The organism is Microbacterium sp. NPDC060132 (genome assembly GCF_042729675.1).
Lineage (GTDB): Bacteria > Actinomycetota > Actinomycetes > Actinomycetales > Microbacteriaceae > Microbacterium > Microbacterium sufflavum.
Map to the genome: position 1 here is coordinate 2,603,702 of NZ_JBHWXU010000001.1, position 16,073 is coordinate 2,619,774.

Annotated in this window: 17 protein-coding genes; 15 read left to right on the plus strand and 2 right to left on the minus strand. The window is 70.1% G+C overall.

Annotated elements, in window-relative coordinates; genetic code table 11:
- Nucleotides 1-10 precede the first annotated feature (10 nt).
- From ACFWCH_RS12555 to ACFWCH_RS12575, 5 genes are all read left to right on the plus strand, one after another.
- Entirely contained in the window at nt 11-1,315 is a 1,305-nt protein-coding gene (locus ACFWCH_RS12555; RefSeq protein ID WP_247638648.1) for a homoserine dehydrogenase, read from the plus strand.
- Nucleotides 1,312-2,280: a homoserine kinase gene (gene thrB / locus ACFWCH_RS12560; RefSeq protein WP_247638649.1), complete on the plus strand. Its 969-nt coding sequence runs from the start codon at nt 1,312-1,314 to the stop codon at nt 2,278-2,280. Before ACFWCH_RS12555 ends, thrB begins: the two co-directional genes overlap by 4 nt.
- A gap of 142 nt (nt 2,281-2,422) precedes the next feature.
- Nucleotides 2,423-4,402, plus strand: a complete 1,980-nt coding sequence (rho, locus tag ACFWCH_RS12565) for a transcription termination factor Rho (protein WP_168442780.1) — start codon at nt 2,423-2,425, stop codon at nt 4,400-4,402.
- A gap of 8 nt (nt 4,403-4,410) precedes the next feature.
- Complete coding sequence (prfA, locus tag ACFWCH_RS12570; RefSeq protein ID WP_136029266.1) at nt 4,411-5,490, plus strand: peptide chain release factor 1; 1,080 nt, start codon at nt 4,411-4,413, stop codon at nt 5,488-5,490.
- Between the two features lie 33 nt (nt 5,491-5,523).
- Nucleotides 5,524-5,955 carry a phage holin family protein gene (locus tag ACFWCH_RS12575; RefSeq protein ID WP_136029269.1) on the plus strand — a complete coding sequence of 144 codons (432 nt, stop codon included), beginning with the start codon at nt 5,524-5,526 and terminating at the stop codon, nt 5,953-5,955.
- Here ACFWCH_RS12575 and epsC read toward each other — a convergent pair.
- Nucleotides 5,943-6,512 carry a serine O-acetyltransferase EpsC gene (gene epsC, locus ACFWCH_RS12580; protein WP_136029271.1) on the minus strand — a complete coding sequence of 190 codons (570 nt, stop codon included), beginning with the start codon at nt 6,510-6,512 and terminating at the stop codon, nt 5,943-5,945. The two genes, ACFWCH_RS12575 and epsC, sit on opposite strands and share 13 nt — an antisense overlap.
- Nucleotides 6,513-6,520: 8 nt before the next feature.
- Nucleotides 6,521-7,459, minus strand: coding sequence for a cysteine synthase A (gene cysK, locus ACFWCH_RS12585; RefSeq protein WP_136029273.1), 939 nt, complete (start codon nt 7,457-7,459; stop codon nt 6,521-6,523).
- Nucleotides 7,460-7,559: 100 nt separating this feature from the next.
- Here cysK and prmC point away from each other — a divergent pair, with 100 nt between their 5' ends.
- The 10 genes from prmC (at nt 7,560) to ACFWCH_RS12635 (ending at nt 16,056) form a co-directional block, all read left to right on the plus strand.
- Nucleotides 7,560-8,420 (plus strand): peptide chain release factor N(5)-glutamine methyltransferase, encoded by an 861-nt coding sequence (prmC, locus tag ACFWCH_RS12590; protein WP_136035258.1) that lies wholly within the window; start codon nt 7,560-7,562, stop codon nt 8,418-8,420.
- Between the two features lie 52 nt (nt 8,421-8,472).
- Nucleotides 8,473-9,177 carry an L-threonylcarbamoyladenylate synthase gene (locus tag ACFWCH_RS12595; protein WP_136029277.1) on the plus strand — a complete coding sequence of 235 codons (705 nt, stop codon included), beginning with the start codon at nt 8,473-8,475 and terminating at the stop codon, nt 9,175-9,177.
- The gene (locus ACFWCH_RS12600; RefSeq protein WP_136029279.1) at nt 9,174-10,346 is read left to right on the plus strand and encodes an MraY family glycosyltransferase; all 1,173 of its coding nucleotides are present in this window, start codon (nt 9,174-9,176) and stop codon (nt 10,344-10,346) included. The genes ACFWCH_RS12595 and ACFWCH_RS12600 overlap by 4 nt, the downstream gene beginning before the upstream one ends.
- On the plus strand, nt 10,343-10,861 hold the full coding sequence (locus tag ACFWCH_RS12605) for a hypothetical protein (RefSeq protein WP_136029281.1): 519 nt from the start codon (nt 10,343-10,345) through the stop codon (nt 10,859-10,861). Before ACFWCH_RS12600 ends, ACFWCH_RS12605 begins: the two co-directional genes overlap by 4 nt.
- Nucleotides 10,862-11,004: 143 nt before the next feature.
- Complete coding sequence (gene atpB, locus ACFWCH_RS12610) at nt 11,005-11,793, plus strand: F0F1 ATP synthase subunit A (protein ID WP_205828218.1); 789 nt, start codon at nt 11,005-11,007, stop codon at nt 11,791-11,793.
- Nucleotides 11,794-11,836: 43 nt separating this feature from the next.
- Nucleotides 11,837-12,073, plus strand: a complete 237-nt coding sequence (atpE, locus tag ACFWCH_RS12615) for an ATP synthase F0 subunit C (RefSeq protein ID WP_025103147.1) — start codon at nt 11,837-11,839, stop codon at nt 12,071-12,073.
- 27 nt (nt 12,074-12,100) lie between these two features.
- Nucleotides 12,101-12,658 carry a F0F1 ATP synthase subunit B gene (locus ACFWCH_RS12620; protein WP_247638651.1) on the plus strand — a complete coding sequence of 186 codons (558 nt, stop codon included), beginning with the start codon at nt 12,101-12,103 and terminating at the stop codon, nt 12,656-12,658.
- Nucleotides 12,658-13,449 (plus strand): F0F1 ATP synthase subunit delta, encoded by a 792-nt coding sequence (locus tag ACFWCH_RS12625; RefSeq protein ID WP_247638652.1) that lies wholly within the window; start codon nt 12,658-12,660, stop codon nt 13,447-13,449. The genes ACFWCH_RS12620 and ACFWCH_RS12625 overlap by 1 nt, the downstream gene beginning before the upstream one ends.
- Nucleotides 13,450-13,496: 47 nt before the next feature.
- The gene (gene atpA / locus ACFWCH_RS12630) at nt 13,497-15,137 is read left to right on the plus strand and encodes a F0F1 ATP synthase subunit alpha (protein WP_247638653.1); all 1,641 of its coding nucleotides are present in this window, start codon (nt 13,497-13,499) and stop codon (nt 15,135-15,137) included.
- Between the two features lie 19 nt (nt 15,138-15,156).
- On the plus strand, nt 15,157-16,056 hold the full coding sequence (locus ACFWCH_RS12635; RefSeq protein ID WP_136029291.1) for a F0F1 ATP synthase subunit gamma: 900 nt from the start codon (nt 15,157-15,159) through the stop codon (nt 16,054-16,056).
- Nucleotides 16,057-16,073: the final 17 nt, after the last annotated feature.

Genomic DNA, 16,073 nt, shown 5'->3' on the forward strand with positions numbered 1-16,073 from the left:
AGGAGCACGCATGACTGACTACCGACGACTTCGCGTGGCGCTGCTGGGCGCCGGAGCGGTCGGCTCCCAGGTGGCGGCGCTGCTGCTGCGTCACGGCGACGAGCTCGCCGATCGCGCGGGAGCCGCCCTCGAGCTCGCGGGCATCGCGGTGCGCGATGTGGACGCCCCGCGCGACGTGGAGCTGCCGAAGGAGCTGTTCACGACCGACGCCGAGTCGCTCATCCTCGGCGCCGACATCGTGATCGAGCTGATCGGCGGGATCGAGCCGGCGCGCTCCAACATCCTGCAGGCGATCGGCTCCGGTGCCGACGTCGTCACCGCGAACAAGGCGCTGCTGGCGACGCACGGGCCCGAGCTGTTCGAGGCGGCCGACCGCGTGGGCGCCTCGGTGTACTACGAGGCCGCCGCGGCCGGTGCCATCCCGATCATCCGGCCGCTGCGCGACTCGCTCGCGGGCGACCGCGTGGTGCGGATCATGGGCATCGTGAACGGCACCACGAACTACATCCTCGACCGGATGGACACCGAGGGGGCCGACTTCGCCGACGTGCTCGCCGATGCGCAGCGCCTGGGATACGCCGAAGCCGACCCCACCGCCGACGTCGAGGGCTACGACGCGGCACAGAAGGCCGCCATCCTCGCGAGCCTCGCCTTCCACACCGCCGTCCCGCTCGACGCGGTGCACCGCGAGGGCATCACCTCGATCACGCCGTCGATGATCGAGGAGGCGCGCGCGGCGGGCTTCGTGATCAAGCTGCTCGCGGTGTGCGAGCGCATCGAGGCGAACGGTGCCGAGTCGATCTCGGTGCGCGTGTATCCGGCGCTGGTCCCCGCGACCCACCCGCTGGCCTCCGTGCACGGCGCGAACAACGCCGTGTTCGTCGAGGCGGAGGCCGCCGGCTCGCTCATGTTCTACGGCGCGGGCGCCGGCGGCGTGCAGACGGCCTCTGCCGTGCTGGGCGACGTGGTCTCGGCCGCGCGGCGCCACATCGCGGGCGGCGTCGGGGTGGGGGAGTCGACCAGGGCGAACCTCCCCATCGTGCCGATCGGTCACGTCACCACCCGCTACCAGATCACGCTCGAGGTCTCCGATGCGCCGGGCGTGCTCGCGACGGTCGCGGGCATCCTCAGCGACGGCGGCGTCTCGGTCGCGACGGTCGTGCAGACCGTCGAGGGTGAGGACGAGCCGACCGCCCGCCTCATCATCGGCACGCACCGCGCGACGGAGCAGGCACTGAGCGACACGGTCGCGGTCCTCGCGGGCAGCGACGTCGTCGCCCGCGTCGTGTCCGTGCTGCGGGTGGAAGGCGAGTGAGCACCGTGGCCGCCCTGGCGCCGGAGGAGCAGCGCTCGATCCTCGGCCGCACGGTCGAGGTCACGGTGCCAGCGACCAGTGCCAACCTGGGCCCCGGCTTCGACACGCTCGGCCTGGCGCTCAGCGTGTACGACCACCTCGAGGTCACCGCCCTGCCGGCCGGACAGCTGGAGATCGAGGTCACGGGGTCGGGCGCGGACGACATCCCGCGCGATGCGTCGAACCTGATCGTCCGCACGGTCGCCTACGTGTTCCAGGACGTCGGGCGCCCGGTCCCCGGGCTGCGCATCGTCGCGGAGAACGGCGTGCCGCACGGCCGCGGACTCGGGTCGTCGGGTGCCGCTGTCGCCGCGGGCGTCCTGGCCGCGAAGGGTCTGCTGGCGGGCGACGTGGATCTGTCCGACACCGACCTGCTGCGTCTGGCGACCGAGATCGAGGGTCACCCCGACAACGTCGCCCCCGCGCTGTTCGGCGGGCTCACGATCGCGTGGATGGGCGAGCGCGGACCGCAGCACAAGAAGCTGCTCGTGCACCGGGGCGTCTCGCCGCTCGTGCTCGTCCCCGCCTACACGATGTCGACGTCGCAGGCGCGGTCGCTGCAGCCGCCGCACGTGTCGACGGCCGATGCGGTGTTCAACCTGTCGCGCTCCGCCCTGCTGGTCGCGGCGCTCATGCAGAGCCCTGAGCTGCTGCTCGATGCGACGGCCGACCGGCTGCACCAGGACTACCGCGCCGAGGCGATGCCCGAGACGCAGCGGCTCGTGCAGGCGCTGCGCGCGGCCGGGTTCGCCGCGGTCGTGTCGGGTGCGGGCCCCAGCGTGCTCGTGCTCGCCGACGGCCCGGGCAGCCGTCAGGACGCGGTGGAACTCGCCGATCGTGTGACCGACACCCCGTGGGAGGCGCTGCTGCTCGCCGTCGACGTTCGTGGTGGTACAGTGGGGGATCGAGCGGAGGGCTCCACGTAACGTCGTGAATCTGGCCCCATTGCAACTCTTGCAAGACCCGCACGCAAACCCTTGAGGCACAAGTGCCGAGGCTGGCTGACGCCGAGCGTCAGCCCGTGCGATCGTGCGCAGCACCCGTTGTGCGCGTTCACGCTCATATCCCATGACCTATAAGGGAGTACTCGTGGAGAACCTCTCCGAGACCCAGAACGATCAGGCTGCTCCGGTGGCCGACGCCGTCCAGACCGCGGAGTCCGCGCCGGTGCGCAAGCGCGCTCCGCGCCGGGCGACCACGGCGACCGCCGCCGCGAAGGCCGAGAAGTCGGCCGAGGAGTCGGCCGCGGCACCCGCCGAGGCCGAGTCCGGCGAGGCAGCGCCCAAGGCGAAGGCCCCGCGCCGCTCGCGGGCGAAGAAGACCGATGCCGATGCCCCGGCCGCCGAGGCGACGGAGGCTCCCGCGGCGAGCGAGGCTCCGGCTGCCGCCGAGGCGCCCGCCGAGGCGCCCAAGACGGGTCGCGGTCGTCGCACCAAGAAGACCGAGGCCGAGGCGCCCGCCGCCGAGCAGGGTGAGGGCGCCGCCGCACCGGCATCCGCCGACGCCCCGAGCGGCGCCGCGGAGACCGCTCCGCAGGCTGACGACGCCAAGGGCGACGACGCTCGCGCCGAGCGCCCCAAGAACAACGGTCGCGGCAACCGCCGTGCCGAGGCGGCCGAGGGTGGCGACGACGCCGGCCAGGATGCGCCGTCGAAGGACTCCTCCTCCGATGCCGACGGCGGCGAGGAGCAGGGCGGCCGTGGGCGCAGCCGGAGCCGCAACCGCAACCGTGGCCGCGGTCAGGGCGGCGGCGGCCAGGAGCAGCAGCCCGCCGCGTCGGACGACGACCAGGCGAACGGCAACGGCCGCAACCGCCAGCGCAACAAGCGCCGCGGGGGCACGCCGGTCGACGAGTTCGAGACCGAGATCGGCGAGGACGACGTCCTGATCCCGATCGCGGGCATCCTCGACGTGCTCGACAACTACGCGTTCGTGCGCACCACCGGCTACCTCGCCGGCCCGAGCGACGTCTACGTCTCGCTCGGCCAGGTCAAGAAGTACAACCTGCGCAAGGGTGACGCCGTCGTCGGCTCCATCAAGCAACCGCGCGAGGGCGAGCAGCAGGGGCGCCAGAAGTACAACGCGCTCGTGAAGGTCGACTCGATCAACGGCCTCTCGGTCGACGACGCCGCGACCCGCGTGGAGTTCGGCAAGCTCACGCCGCTCTACCCGCAGGAGCGCCTGCGCCTGGAGACCGCGCCCGAGAAGCTGACGCAGCGCATCATCGACCTCGTCGCGCCGATCGGCAAGGGCCAGCGCGGCCTGATCGTCGCGCCGCCCAAGGCCGGCAAGACGATCGTCCTGCAGCAGATCGCCAACGCGATCGCGCAGAACAACCCCGAGGTGCACCTGATGGTCGTGCTCGTTGACGAGCGCCCCGAAGAGGTCACCGACATGGAGCGCACCGTGAAGGGCGAGGTCATCGCCTCGACCTTCGACCGCCCCGCGGAAGACCACACCACGGTCGCCGAGCTCGCGATCGAGCGCGCCAAGCGCCTGGTCGAGCTGGGCCGCGACGTGGTCGTGCTGCTCGACTCCATCACGCGCCTCGGCCGTGCCTACAACCTGGCCGCCCCCGCGTCGGGTCGCGTGCTCACGGGTGGGGTCGACGCGTCGGCGCTGTACCCGCCGAAGCGCTTCTTCGGCGCGGCGCGCAACATCGAGAACGGCGGATCCCTCACGATCCTCGCCACCGCTCTCGTCGAGACCGGCTCCAAGATGGACGAGGTCATCTTCGAGGAGTTCAAGGGCACCGGCAACAGCGAGCTGCGGCTGTCGCGTGCTCTCGCCGACAAGCGCATCTTCCCGGCGGTCGACGTGAACGCGTCGAGCACCCGCCGCGAGGAGATGCTGCTGTCGGCCGACGAGGTCAAGATCACCTGGAAGCTGCGTCGCGCCCTCGCCGGCCTCGACCAGCAGCAGGCTCTCGAGGTCGTGCTCGGCAAGCTCAAGGAGACCCACTCCAACGTGGAGTTCCTGGTCCAGATGCAGAAGTCGATCCCGACGCTGCCCTCGGGCGCGCACGGGCACGACAACAACATCCGCTGAGACGCGACGTGTTCGAGTCCGTCCAGACTCTGATCGACGAGCATCGCCGGGTGCAGGAGGAGCTCTCCGACCCGGCGGTGCACGCCGACGCCGCCCGCGCCAAGCGCGTCAACCGCCGCTACGCCGAGCTGTCGCGCATCGTCGCGGCGCACGAGGCGTGGACGGCGGCGGTCGACGACCTGGAGGCGGCGAGGGAGCTGGCGCGCGAGGACGAGGCGTTCGCCGCCGAGGTCCCCGCGCTGGAGGAGGGCGTGCAGGCCGCGCAGGAACGCCTGCGCCGACTGCTCATCCCGCGCGACCCCGACGACGCCCGCGACGTGATCATGGAGATCAAGGCGGGGGAGGGCGGTGCCGAGTCGGCGCTGTTCGCCGCCGACCTGCTGCGCATGTACATCCAGTACGCCGCGTCGAAGGGCTGGAAGACCGAGCTGCTGGAGCGCAACGAGTCCGACCTCGGCGGCTACAAGGATGTGCAGGTCGCGATCAAGGGCTCCTCGTCCGATCCGGCCCAGGGCGTGTGGGCGCACCTCAAGTACGAGGGCGGCGTGCACCGCGTGCAGCGGGTACCGGCGACGGAGTCCCAGGGCCGCATCCACACCTCCACCACCGGGGTGCTGGTCTTCCCGGAGGTCGATGAGCCGGAGGAGATCCACATCGACCAGAACGACCTGAAGATCGACGTGTTCCGCTCTTCGGGCCCCGGGGGGCAGTCCGTCAACACGACCGACTCGGCGGTGCGCATCACCCACGTGCCGACCGGCATCGTCGTGTCGATGCAGAACGAGAAGTCGCAGCTGCAGAACCGCGAGGCCGCGATGCGGGTGCTCCGCGCGCGGCTGCTGGCGAAGCAGCAGGAGGAGCTCGACGCGGCGGCCTCGGATGCGCGCAAGTCGCAGATCCGCGGCATGGACCGCTCCGAGCGGATCCGCACGTACAACTTCCCGGAGAACCGGATCGCCGACCACCGCACCGGCTTCAAGGCATACAACCTCGACCAGGTGATGGACGGCGCGCTCGATCCGATCATCGAGAGCGCGATCGCGGCCGATGAGGAGGCGCGGCTCGCCGCGGTGGGATCCGATTCCTGAGTGCGGCCTCTCGGTGCCGCTATGCTCGGCCCCGTGATCACCCTCCTGTTCCGCGCTCTCCTGTATCTGGTGTCGGCGGGCCTCGGTCTGCTCGCGGCCGACGTGCTGCTCGACGGTTTCCAGATCCAGTGGAGCCAGTGGTGGGGCTTCGTGGTGTGCATCCTCGTGTTCGCGGTGCTGCAGACGGTGCTGTCACCGTGGGTCAGCAGGCTCGCGGATCGCTACGCGCCGGTGCTGATGGGCGGCATCGGGATCGTGTCGACCTTCATCGCGCTCCTGGTCGTCGTGCTGCTCCCGATCGGCGGTCTGCGCATCACCGATCTGACCGGGTGGCTGCTGGGGTCGGTGATCGTGTGGCTGGTCACGGCCGTCGGCAGCGTGCTGCTCCCGTGGCTGTTCCTGCGGCGCCGACTCGAGGCGCGCGGCGCGAGGCGTGCGCCCCGTGCCGGGCGTCAGATGGAGTAGTCGGGGGCGGTCAGCAGGGCCCTGGTGTCCTCGCCCGCGGTGCGCTGACGCGGCTTCGCCGGCACACCCACCAGCACGCTATCCGCGGGGGCGTCCTTCGTGACGACCGCGTTCGCCCCGATGACGCAGCGGTCGCCGACCGTCACCGGGCCGAGGATCTTCGCGCCGGCTCCGACCGCGACGCCGTCGCCGAGCGTCGGGTGCCGCTTGCCGACGTCGCGGGTGCGTCCGCCCAGGGTGACCCCGTGGTACATCAGCACGTCGTCGCCGATCTCCGCGGTCTCGCCGATCACGATGCCCATGCCGTGGTCGATGAAGAAGCGCCTGCCGATGCGCGCGCCGGGGTGGATCTCCACGCCGGTGAGCCAGCGCGACAGCTGCGACCCCGCGCGGGCGAGCAGTCGCAGCCGTCGACGCCACAGCGCGTGCGAGACCCGGTGCGCCCAGATGGCGTGCAGGCCGGGGTAGAGCAGGGCCACTTCGAGCGACGTGCGCGCGGCGGGGTCGCGGAGGCGTGCGGCGGCGATGTCCTCGCGCATTCGCGCGATCAGTCCCATCGGCGGTCTCAGTCTTCGCGCAGGTCCTCGAACAGCGCGGTGGAGAGGTAGCGCTCACCGGTGTCGGGGATGATCACGACGATCGTCTTGCCGGCGTTCTCTGGTCGCGCGGCGACCGTCAGCGCGGCCGCGACCGCGGCACCGGACGACATGCCGACCAGCAGGCCCTCCTTCGCCGCGAGCTCGCGCGCGACCCGCAGCGACTCGTCGAACTCCGCCGTGATGATCTCGTCGAGCACGTCGCGGTCGAGCACGTCGGGGACGAAGTTCGGGCCGATGCCCTGGATCTTGTGGGGGCCGGGGTGCCCCTCGGTCAGCACGGGGGAGTCCTTGGGCTCGACGGCGATGACCTGCACGCCGGGCTTCGCGGCCTTGAGCGCCTGCCCGGTGCCGGTCACCGTGCCTCCCGTGCCGACGCCGGCGATGAAGATGTCGACCGCGCCGTCGGTGTCGCGGAGGATCTCCTGCGCCGTCGTCTCGCGGTGGATCTGCGGGTTGGCGGGGTTCTCGAACTGGCGGATCCAGATCGCGCCGGGGGTCTCGTCGACGATGCGCTTGACCTCTTCGATCGCCCCCTTCATGCCCTTCGTGGGGTCGGTGAGCACGATCTCGGCGCCGAACGCCTTGAGCAGCACCCGGCGCTCCTTCGACATCGACGCGGGCATCGTGAGGATCACGCGGTAGCCGCGGGCCGCGCCGACCATGGCGAGGGCGATGCCGGTGTTGCCGCTGGTGGACTCGACGATCGTGCCGCCCGGCTTCAGCTCTCCCGACGCCTCGGCCGCGTTGATCATGGCGATGCCGATGCGGTCCTTGACGCTGGAGGCCGGGTTGTAGAACTCGAGCTTCGCGAGCACGGTGGCCCCGAGTCCCTCGGTCACCCGATTCAGGCGCACGAGCGGGGTGTTGCCGAAAGCGGTGGTGATGTCGGAGTGGATACCGGGCATGGGTGAGGCCTTCCTTCACGGGTCGCTGCGGCTCCCAGACTACGGGAGCGGCCTGTGGGGGAGGGCAATGTGACGGGTGCGGGCGCTCTACGCTGGAGGCATGCCCGACTCCTCGCTCGCTGCCGTCGTGCGCGCCGCCGCGCAGAGCCTCGCCGATGCCGGTGTCCCCGACCCGCTCGTGGACGCGGAGCTCCTGGCCGCGCACGTGCTCGACCGGCGGCGGGGCGAGGTGCAGGCGGCGATCGTGCGGGGCGACCGCATCGACGAGGAGCAGCAGGCCGCGCTGACCCGCCTGGTGTCCCGTCGCGCCGGGCGGGAGCCGCTGCAGCACCTCACGGGTGTCGCGCCGTTCCGGCACCTGGAGCTGTCGGTGGGCCCCGGGGTGTTCATCCCGCGGCCGGAGACCGAGACCGTCGCCCAGTTCGCGATCGACGCCCTGCTGAACTCGGGCGAGGCCGCCCCGGTCGGCGTCGACCTGGGCACGGGCAGCGGCGCGATCGCCCTGGCGATGGCGACCGAGGTGCCGCACGCGCGGATCTTCGCCGCGGAGCTGTCCGAGGAGGCCCACGCCTGGGCGGCACGCAACGTCGCCGGCACCGGCAACCTCACGCTCGTGCTGTCCGACCTGGCCGAGGCGTTCCCCGAGCTCGACGGCACCGCCAGCGTGGTCATCTCGAATCCGCCGTACGTCCCCGATGCCGCGGTGCCGCGCGACCCCGAGGTGCGCCTGTTCGATCCGGCGCTCGCGCTGTACGGCGGCGCGGACGGGCTCGACGTCGTGCGGGTGCTGAGCGACCGGGCGCTGCGTCTGCTCCGCCCGGGGGGCGTGCTGGTGATCGAGCACGGGGAGCTGCAGGGCGCGGAGATCCGCGAGCTGCTCACGGCGGACGGCTGGCGCGCCGCGGCCACGCACCGCGATCTGACGTTGCGCGACCGTGCGACCACCGCGATCCGGCCCTGATCAGGGGTCTCCGAGCATCTCCGACGTCCGTCCCGCATAGAATCGAACCGTCATGTCCCCCATCTTCGACTGCCGCGACGAGGCGCAGCTGCTCGCCGGAATGCGCAACGCGCGCCAGGCGATCGGCCGCGGCGACCTCATCGTCATCCCCACCGACACCGTGTACGGCGTCGCCGCCGACGCGTTCTCGCCGACGGCGGTGCAGCGTCTGCTCGACGCGAAGGGTCGAGGGCGCGATCAGCCGCCGCCCGTGCTGATCGGCAGCAAGGAGACCCTGACGGCCCTGGCCGAGTCGGTTCCGGAGCCGGTGCAGCGCCTCGTCGACGCGTTCTGGCCCGGCGGGCTGACCATCGTGCTCCCCGCGCAGCCGTCGCTGGTGTGGGACCTGGGGGAGACCCAGGGGACCGTCGCCGTGCGCATGCCGGAGGGCCGGGTGGTCCTGGAGCTGCTGGCCGAGACCGGGCCGCTCGCCGTGTCCAGTGCGAACCTCACGGGACGGGACGCGGCGATCTCCGCGCTCGACGCCGAGAAGATGCTCGGCGACAGCGTGGCGGTGTACCTCGCCGACGGCATGAGCGCGAACGGCATCGCCTCGACCATCGTCGACGCGACCTCGCTCGTGCGTCGCGGCGCCGACGACGGCGAGGGGGTCGTGCGGATCCTGCGGCACGGCGTCGTCACGCGCGAGCAGCTGCACGAGGTCCTGGGCGAGCTGCTCGAGCCGGAGCAGCAGCAGGAGCAGGACGGGGATTCGTGAAGCAGTACCTCTTCACGATCATCGTCACCGCCGCCATCACCTTCGTGCTGACGTGGGCGGTGTGGCGGCTGAGCCTCCGCTTCAAGCTGTACCCGGGCATCCGCGAGCGCGACGTGCACACCACGCCCACCCCGCGGCTGGGCGGCGTGGCCATCTTCCTCGGCATCGTCGCGGCGTTCGCGGTGTCGGCCGCCAACCCGTTCTTCCAGAGCATCTGGACGCCTCCGCAGACCATGTGGGCGATCCTCGCGGCCTCGCTGCTGATCGCGGTGATCGGCGTCGTCGACGACCTGTGGGACCTCGACTGGATGATCAAGCTCGGTGCGCAGTTCCTGGCCGCAGGCATCATCACCGTGGGCGGGGGACTGCAGATCCTGTCGCTGCCCTTCGGCGACCTGATCGTCGTGTCGAGCTGGCTGAGCATCACCATCACGATGTTCGCGATCGTGATCGTGATGAACGCGGTCAACTTCATCGACGGGCTGGACGGCCTGGTCGCGGGCGTGTGCCTGATCTCGAACGGCGTGTTCTTCGCGTACTCCTACATCTTCACGCGCGACTCCGGCGCCTCCAGCTACTTCAACCTCTCCACGTTCCTCGCGGCGGTGCTGATCGGGGCGTGCCTGGGCTTCCTCCCGCTGAACTGGAGCCCGGCGAAGCTCTTCATGGGCGACTCCGGTGCGCTGGTGCTCGGCCTGCTCATGGCGACGTCCGCGATCGCGATCACCGGGCAGATGGATCCGTCGGCGCTGGAGCCGGATCGCCTCGGCCGGTCGCAGCTCGTCGGCGCGTTCCTGCCGATCCTGCTGCCGCTGCTGGTCGTGCTGCTGCCGCTGCTCGACTTCGGGCTCGCGGTGCTGCGGCGGATGAGCGCGGGTCGGTCGCCGTTCTCGCCCGACCGCAAGCACCTGCACCACCGGATGCTCGACCTCGGCCACCGCGACCGCGACGCCGTCCTCATCTTCTACGCGTGGACGGCTGTGATCTCCCTCGCCGTCCTCCTCATGTACGTCGGTGCGCGAGAGGACTGGCCCGGCCAGTACCTTCCCGGTGTCGGCTTCGGCGTGGTCGGCATCGCCGCCTGCCTCGTCATCACCCTGAGTCCCACCCGCCGCCGCAAGGCGCCGGCGGCCGCTGAACCCGACCCGACCCCCGTGGAGCCCCGATGAGCCCGAGTCCCGTTTCCAGCACGCCGATCCTGCGTCGCACCCTCGTCTGGTCGGCGGTGGCGACCGTCGTGCTGGCGCTGCTCGCCGGCGGCATCGGCTTCGCCGTCGCCCAGGGGGAGGGGCTGGTCAGCGGCCTTCTCGGCGTGCTGCTGGCGGCGCTGTTCCTCGCGATCACGGGTATCAGCATCCTGATCGCGAACCGGTGGTACGGCGACCCGCTGTACGTGCAGCTGTTCTTCGCGATCGTCCTGGGCGGCTGGCTGCTCAAGCTCGGCGTGTTCGTGCTGGTGATGATCCTGCTGTCGGGGCAGCCGTGGCTCGACCCGATGGTGTTCTTCCTCTCGATCGTCGCGGGGGTGGTGATGTCGCTGGTGATCGATGTGGTGGTGCTCACCCAGATGCGCCTGCCGAACGTGAGCGACACCACGCTGCCGACCGAGGTGCCGGAGGACCGCGCGCCCGGCGCCGCGAACGGCGGCTCCACCGGCCCGGCGGACGACGCTCCGCGGTCTTAGGGCACCCTTGGATTCTGATAGTGTTGGGGAGTGCCCGCCGCTCGCCCGCGAGCGCTTGCGCTTGAAGCACACCGACCATCGTCGCCCCGGTTCTGACCGGTGCCCCGAAGCTGGAGCCCGCGCTGTTTAATCTTGCTGCGACCCTGACCCCCCGACTCGCGTCTTCCGATGGCGAGTTCCACGGCCCTTCGATCGACGAGTTCTTCCCGCCGATCCTCTTCCAGGTCGGGCCTCTGCCGGTGACCCGCATCCAGTTGATCCAGCTCCTCTCGGTGATCGCCGTGGTCCTGATCCTCTGGCTGGGCACGCGCCGTATGAAGGTCGTGCCTGGGCGGTTCCAGAGCCTGGTCGAGATGGGCCTCGGCTTCGTCCGCGGCGGCATCGCGCACGACCTGCTCGGCCGCAAGGACGGCGACCGGTTCCTGCCGATCCTCACCACGATCTTCTTCATGGTGCTGTTCATGAACGTCACGGGCATCATCCCGGGGTTGAACATGCCGGGCACCGCGATCATCGCTGTCCCGCTCACCCTCGCCGTGGTCAGCTACGTCACCTTCATCTACGCCGGCATCAAGAAGAGCCCGAAGAACTTCTTCAAGAACGCGCTCTTCCCGTCGGGTGTCCCGTGGCCGGTCTACTTCATCGTCACGCCGATCGAGCTCATCTCGACGTTCATCATCCGCCCGGTGACCCTCACCCTGCGACTGCTGATGAACCTGGTCGTCGGCCACATGATCCTGGTGCTGTGCTTCGCGGCCACCCAGTTCTTCTTCTTCACCGCGGGTGGCGGCTGGGCCGTCCTCGGTATCGGAACCCTCGCCTTCGGCGGCGCCTTCACTCTCTTCGAGATCCTGGTGGCCGTCCTGCAGGCCTACGTCTTCACCGTCCTCACCGCGGTCTACATCCAGCTCGCGGTCGCAGAAGAGCACTGAGCGGGCGGGCAACAGCCCTCCCACCCAACGAAAGGAAAAACCCGTGGACGCAACTACGGTTCTCGCTGAAATCAACGGCCACCTCGCGGCGGTCGGCTACGGCCTCGCAGCCATCGGTCCGGCCATCGGTGTGGGCATCGTCGTCGGCAAGACCATCGAGGGCGTCGCCCGTCAGCCCGAGCTGGCCGGTCGCCTGCAGGTCCTCATGTGGATCGGTATCGCCTTCACCGAGGCGCTTGCGTTCGTCGGCATCGCCGTCGGATTCATCCCCTTCCCGTAATCCCCACCGACTTCTGAAGGAGACAGGATGCTGAACGCTCTTGTCACGAACCTCGCGGCAGCGGAGGGGGAGTCCCCCAATCCGCTGCTCCCCGCGGGGTACGACATCATCTGGTCGGGCCTCTGGTTCCTCATCATCCTCGTCGTCGTGTGGAAGGTCGCCCTTCCCCGTCTGACGAAGATGCTCGACGAGCGGTCCGCCGCCATCGAGGGCAACATCGCCAAGGCCGATGAGGCGCAGAAGCAGGCGGAGGCCGCCCTCGAGGAGTACACCCGCCAGCTCGCCGAGGCGCGCACCGAGGCCGGGGAGATCCGCGAGGCCGCCCGTGAGGACGGCAAGAAGATCATCGCCGAGGCGAAGGAGACCGCAGCCAGCGAGGCTGCGCGTCTGACCGCCACCGCGCACTCGCAGATCGAGGCGGAGCGCCAGACGGCTCTCGTCTCCCTGCGCAGCGAGGTCGGCTCGCTCGCACTCGACCTCGCCGGTGGCGTGGTCGGCGAGACGCTGTCCGACGACGCTCGCGCGGCCGCCGTGGTCGACCGCTTCCTCGCCGATCTCGAAGCATCCGAGAAGGCGGCTCAGTAATGGGCAGCGCGACCGCTCAGGCACTCGCGGCATCCACTCAGGCGCTTGCCGCAGCGAAGGACGTCACCCTCGACACCGCGCGGGAGCTGTTCGTCGCCGCGCGCACCGTGGGCGATTCGTCTCAGCTGAGCGGCGCGCTGGCCGACCCGTCGGCGTCCGTGGAGTCGCGGCAGAACGTCGTCTCCGCGGTGTTCGGCGGGCTCTCGGCCGCGTCTCAGAGCGTTCTGAGCGCAGCCGTGGCGCAACGCTGGTCGAACGCCGACGAGCTCGTCGACGGCATCGAGGAGCTCGCGATCCGGTCCGCCGCGATCGCCGAGCCCGGTGTCGACATCGAGGGTGAGCTCTTCGCCTTCGCCCGGCTCGTCGCCGCGAACCCGGAGCTCGAACTCGCTCTGGGCAGCCGCCTCGGGGGAGAGGACGCGAAGGGGGAGCTCGTCGAGCGCCTCCTCGCCGGATCCTCCGCCGGTGCGGCCACCACGCTGATCGTCTCGTCCCTCGTGCGTCGTCCGCGCGAGCGGCGTGTCCGCCAGCTCCTGAGCAGGGCCATCCGCTTCGTGTCCGCCCAGCGCGGTCTCGTCGTGGCCACGGTGTACACCGCGACCCCGCTCAGCGATGCGCAGCGCACCCGTCTGAGCGACGCCCTCTCGCGTCGCTACGACGGCGAGGTCTCGCTCAACGTCGTCATCGATCCCGCCGTCGTCGGGGGTCTGCGCGTGCAGATCGCCGATGACGTCATCGACGGCAGCATCTCCGCACGACTCGCCGACCTTCGCCAGAAGCTCGCGGGCTAACACGACTTCGCGCGGGGAACCGCGCACCCAGATACAAAGGGAAGACAATGGCAGAACTATCGATCAGCCCCGACGTCATCCGTGACGCGCTGAAGGACTTCGCCGCCGCATACGAGCCCACCGGCGCCGCTGCGACCGAGGTCGGCACCGTCATCGACGCCGCCGACGGCATCGCGCACGTCGAGGGTCTGCCCGGCGTGATGGCGAACGAGCTCGTCACGTTCGCGGACGGCACCAAGGGCCTGGCCCTGAACCTCGACGAGCACGAGATCGGCGTGGTCGTCCTCGGCGACTTCACCGGCATCGAGGCCGGCCAGGAGGTCACCCGCACGGGTGAGGTCCTCTCGGTCCCGGTCGGCGACGGCTACCTCGGCCGCGTGGTCGACCCGCTCGGCAACCCGATCGACGGTCTCGGCGCGATCGCGACGGAGGGCGTCCGCGAGCTCGAGCTCCAGGCCCCCGGCGTCATGCAGCGCAAGTCGGTGCACGAGCCGATGCAGACGGGCATCAAGGCGATCGACGCCATGATCCCGGTCGGCCGTGGTCAGCGTCAGCTCATCATCGGCGACCGCCAGACCGGCAAGACGGCGATCGCGCTCGACACGATCATCAACCAGAAGGCCAACTGGGAGTCCGGCGACGTCACCAAGCAGGTGCGCTGCATCTACGTCGCGATCGGCCAGAAGGGCTCGACGATCGCCTCGGTGAAGGGCGCGCTCGAGGAGGCCGGCGCCCTGGAGTACACCACGATCGTGGCCGCTCCCGCGTCCGACCCCGCCGGCTTCAAGTACCTGGCTCCGTACACCGGCTCGGCCATCGGCCAGCACTGGATGTACGGCGGCAAGCACGTCCTGATCATCTTCGACGACCTGTCGAAGCAGGCCGAGGCCTACCGCGCCGTGTCGCTGCTGCTCCGCCGTCCGCCGGGCCGCGAGGCGTACCCCGGCGACGTGTTCTACCTGCACTCGCGCCTGCTCGAGCGGTGCGCGAAGCTGTCCGACGAGCTGGGCGCCGGTTCGATGACGGGTCTTCCGATCATCGAGACGAAGGCCAACGACGTCTCGGCGTACATCCCGACCAACGTGATCTCGATCACCGACGGCCAGATCTTCCTCCAGTCCGACCTCTTCAACGCCAACCAGCGTCCGGCGGTCGACGTGGGTATCTCGGTCTCGCGAGTCGGTGGTGACGCCCAGGTCAAGTCGATCAAGAAGGTCTCCGGAACGCTGAAGCTGGAGCTGTCGCAGTACCGCTCCCTCGAGGCGTTCGCGATGTTCGCGTCCGACCTCGACCAGGCGTCGCGTCGTCAGCTCGAGCGCGGTGCCCGTCTGACCGAGCTGCTCAAGCAGCCGCAGTACTCGCCGTACCCCGTGGAGGAGCAGGTCGTCTCGATCTGGGCCGGCACGAACGGCAAGCTCGACAAGATCGAGGTCGAAGACGTGCTGCGCTTCGAGCGCGAGCTGCTCGACTACCTGCGCCGCAACACCAAGGTGCTCGACACGCTGCGCGAGACGAACGTGCTGGACGACGACACGGTCGCCGAGCTCGACAAGCAGACCGACAACTTCCTCCTGGAGTTCCAGGGCGGCAAGGGCCACGCCATCGGCGCCCCCGGCCACGAGGAGCACGCTGCGGCCGAGGCCGACGACGTCAACCAGGAGAAGATCGTCAAGGGTCGTCGCGCGTAATCGCGTGAGGTACTGATTCATGGGCGCTCAACTCAGGGTCTACAAGCAGAAGATCTCTTCTGCTCAGACGACCAAGAAGATCACGAAGGCGATGGAACTCATCGCGGCTTCGCGCATCCAGAAGGCGATGGCACGCGTCAAGGCGTCCACCCCCTTCGCGCGAGCCGTGACGAGGGCCGTGTCCGCCGTCGCGACGCACTCGAACGTCGACCACCCGCTCACGCGTGAGCCCGAGACGATCCGCCGCTCCGCGGTCGTGATCTTCTCGTCCGATCGCGGTCTCGCCGGTGCCTTCAACTCGCAGATCCTCCGTGAGGGTCTCGAGGTGGCGGAGCTGCTGCGCGAGCAGGGCAAGGAGCCGGTGTTCTACCTCATCGGACGCAAGGCGGTGGGCTACTTCCAGTTCCGTCGCATCGAGGCGGCCGCGGAGTGGACCGGCGACACCGACACCCCGTCCTTCCACACCGCGGAGGAGATCTCGCAGACGCTTCTCGAGGCCTTCAACCGCGGTGGCGAGGACGGCGGCGTCGACGAGATCACCCTCGTCTACAACCGCTTCGTCAGCATGATGACGCAGTCGCCGGAGTCCGTGCGCCTGCTGCCGCTGGAGATCGCGGAGGCCGACGACTCGGAGGCGGGCAGCACGGTCTACCCGCTGTACGAGTTCGAGCCGGATGCCGAGACGGTGCTCGACGCGATCCTGCCGGTGTACATCCAGAGCCGCGTCTTCAACGCCCTCCTGCAGTCGTCCGCCGCCAAGCAGGCGGCCACGCAGAAGGCGATGAAGTCGGCCAGCGACAACGCCGACAAGCTCATCACCGACTACACCCGTCTGCGCAACAACGCGCGTCAGGCGGAGATCACGCAGCAGATCGCGGAGATCGTCGGCGGCGCCGACGCCCTCTCGTCGAGCAAATAGACCATCAGGAAAGAGAC